Source organism: Roseospira navarrensis (assembly GCF_009601025.1).
Taxonomy (GTDB): domain Bacteria; phylum Pseudomonadota; class Alphaproteobacteria; order Rhodospirillales; family Rhodospirillaceae; genus Rhodospira; species Rhodospira navarrensis.
In genome coordinates, this window is the sequence record NZ_WIVE01000142.1 from 1 (window position 1) to 2,044 (window position 2,044).

The window sequence follows — 2,044 nt, forward strand, 5'->3', positions numbered from 1 at the left end:
CCGTGGGGCGCGCCCCACGGATGGGCATGCAGGTGCGCCCCCTCGTGCAAAATTTCCAGACATCAGGTTACACAGCCCAGGTCATGCGTGAACTTGTTCAATGGCCGCGTCGATCCACTTCGCATGTGAACAGTCGCAAATGAATAAACAGCCTCGCCCTTGCCCGCCGCTTTGCGAGCAAGGCGGTAGACGAACCGTGCCAGGCCCTTCTTCAACAGGAAGTAATCTGGATCAACGGTCAAGACCTCCGGATTGGTGTGCATGGTCACTGCGTCGTACATCCAGTCGGGGATGATGATCTCGACGGTACCGATCCGCCCGGTATCCGTTTTCGATATCACATCGGCACCTGCGATCAGGGGGAAGTAGCCCGTGCGGCGGGATTTCTTTGCTCCGGTCGTTTGAGCGATTTCGATGAACGTACCCTGAAGGCGGCGTAGCGCCTCTGCCAGCTTGTCGTAGGAGCTTCCGCCCTTCGACACTCGGCAGAATTTGAAAATCTCAACGCTTCCGGGACGAAAGGCCTTAGCAGGTTTGGGCGCACGGCCATGGCGGTATAGGCGTGTCTGCTCCGCTAGATGGCTGACCATCATCAACACGATGTCATAGTCCATGATTGTCGCCATGCCATGGGCGCCGCCGGCCACGGTGATCGTAACGCCGGGCAGCTCGTGGCGAATGATGTCGCCTTTGCGTGTCTGACTTTTGGCCAGACGGAAGACAGCGATGTCCATCAGGTCGAGACCGTCCTTGATCGGGACGTCCTGAATCGTCGGGACAAAGAAATCAGGCTGGTTGTCGTTTGCAGGCGGCTTACGAAATACGCCAGTGGCCTTCGCGACAGCATCTCCGGGTCCGTTGTCCAGGATATCTCCAAGGGAGCCGAGGCGCTTCCGTAGGCTGGCATCTCGCACTGAAGCCGTATCCGACGTTTTCTTGGGGGCGCTCATTTAGCTGTGCGCTCCTTGCCAAGCTCACGCTCAAATGATTCCAGCATCCGTTTCAGCAGTTCCTCGCCGCTGGCGACGTCGAGCTCATAGGCAAGCCGCCAGAACCGGTCCTTGATCTCGGGGCGGGTCGCTATGTTCAGCTGTGCTGTGCGCGGCGACGGGCGGCGATAACAACGCCCGTCAAACGGCATGGGTTGGTGCCCCTCTCGGGCGGTGAAGCCAAGCTCTGAAGCAGCCTGACGGGCAGCGCTCACATCGCTGCGGCTGGCGGCTTTGGGTTCAAAATCATCCAGTTTGAGGGCGGGTCGGTTACGCGGCTCGGCCATCTTCGGTCTCCTTGTTTTTCTTGATTGTGTCGATGATGGCGGCGGCGACCGCCTCGGCATTTTCGATTGCGGCTTCCGGATTATGGGCCTCCGCTCGGCTCAGATCGTAGATCGTACCGCCGAACTGCATCATGGCCCGGAATGCCGCCCGCTCGGTGAGCTCGACCGGCAGGACAGGCACACCGTTCTGCGCCATGGCGTCCTGAAGGTGGGCGAGGTCACGGGAGCGGATCACCGGCGACGTGGCCGTGAACAGGACGGCATGGGGAATGACACGCCGATAGGCTTGCTCTTCCCTCCGGATCAGACTGATGACACGAGCGGTTTGGTCGGCATCGAGCTGGCTGCCGCGCATCGGCACGATAACCAGATCAGCCCGGCCGATGGCATAGGACATGGCAAGGTTGGCGGAACCTTCTAAATCGACCAGAACGAAGGCGCTGCGGGCAGCCGCCTCGTCGATGGCGTCAAGGATGGAGGTCTCACCGAGATCGGGAACGATATCGAGAGAAGCTGGCAAGCGCTCGGGGTCTCGGGCCGCCCATGCCTTGATCGGCTGATTGGGATCGGCGTCCAACAGGGAGACGGTCGAACCGGCTCGGGTCAGAACCTGGGCGATGGTGAGAGCGGAGGTCGTCTTGCCGACGCCGCCCTCTGAATTGGCAAATACGATTGTTGGCATTTTTTCTTTGGCTCAGTTTGCGTTAGATATGCATGCTGGTTGTTTGGGCGAGATAAGTCCGGCGATGCATGCCAGGATTGCACGGG

Annotated in this window: 3 protein-coding genes; all 3 read right to left on the minus strand. The window is 59.9% G+C overall.

Annotation, left to right across the window (positions count from 1 at the left end):
* Positions 1 to 62 precede the first annotated feature (62 nt).
* Genes GHC57_RS18935 through GHC57_RS18945 form a run of 3 tightly spaced genes read right to left on the minus strand, consistent with a single transcriptional unit; the run spans position 63 to position 1,958 of the window.
* Positions 63 to 950 (minus strand): replication initiator protein A, encoded by an 888-nt coding sequence (locus GHC57_RS18935; RefSeq protein ID WP_153347195.1) that lies wholly within the window; start codon positions 948 to 950, stop codon positions 63 to 65.
* Entirely contained in the window at positions 947 to 1,276 is a 330-nt protein-coding gene (locus GHC57_RS18940) for a hypothetical protein (protein ID WP_153347197.1), read from the minus strand. Before GHC57_RS18940 ends, GHC57_RS18935 begins: the two co-directional genes overlap by 4 nt.
* A complete protein-coding gene (locus GHC57_RS18945) occupies positions 1,260 to 1,958 on the minus strand; it encodes a ParA family protein (RefSeq protein ID WP_153347199.1) in 699 nt (232 codons plus the stop codon). Before GHC57_RS18945 ends, GHC57_RS18940 begins: the two co-directional genes overlap by 17 nt.
* Positions 1,959 to 2,044: the final 86 nt, after the last annotated feature.

Excerpts from the sequence above, each read along its gene's own strand:
- GHC57_RS18935 (WP_153347195.1), bottom strand. The coding sequence starts at position 950 with ATGAGCGCCCCCAAGAAAACGTCGGATACGGCTTCAGTGCGAGATGCC.
- GHC57_RS18940 (WP_153347197.1), bottom strand. The coding sequence starts at position 1,276 with ATGGCCGAGCCGCGTAACCGACCCGCCCTCAAACTGGATGATTTTGAA.
- GHC57_RS18945 (WP_153347199.1), bottom strand. The coding sequence starts at position 1,958 with ATGCCAACAATCGTATTTGCCAATTCAGAGGGCGGCGTCGGCAAGACG.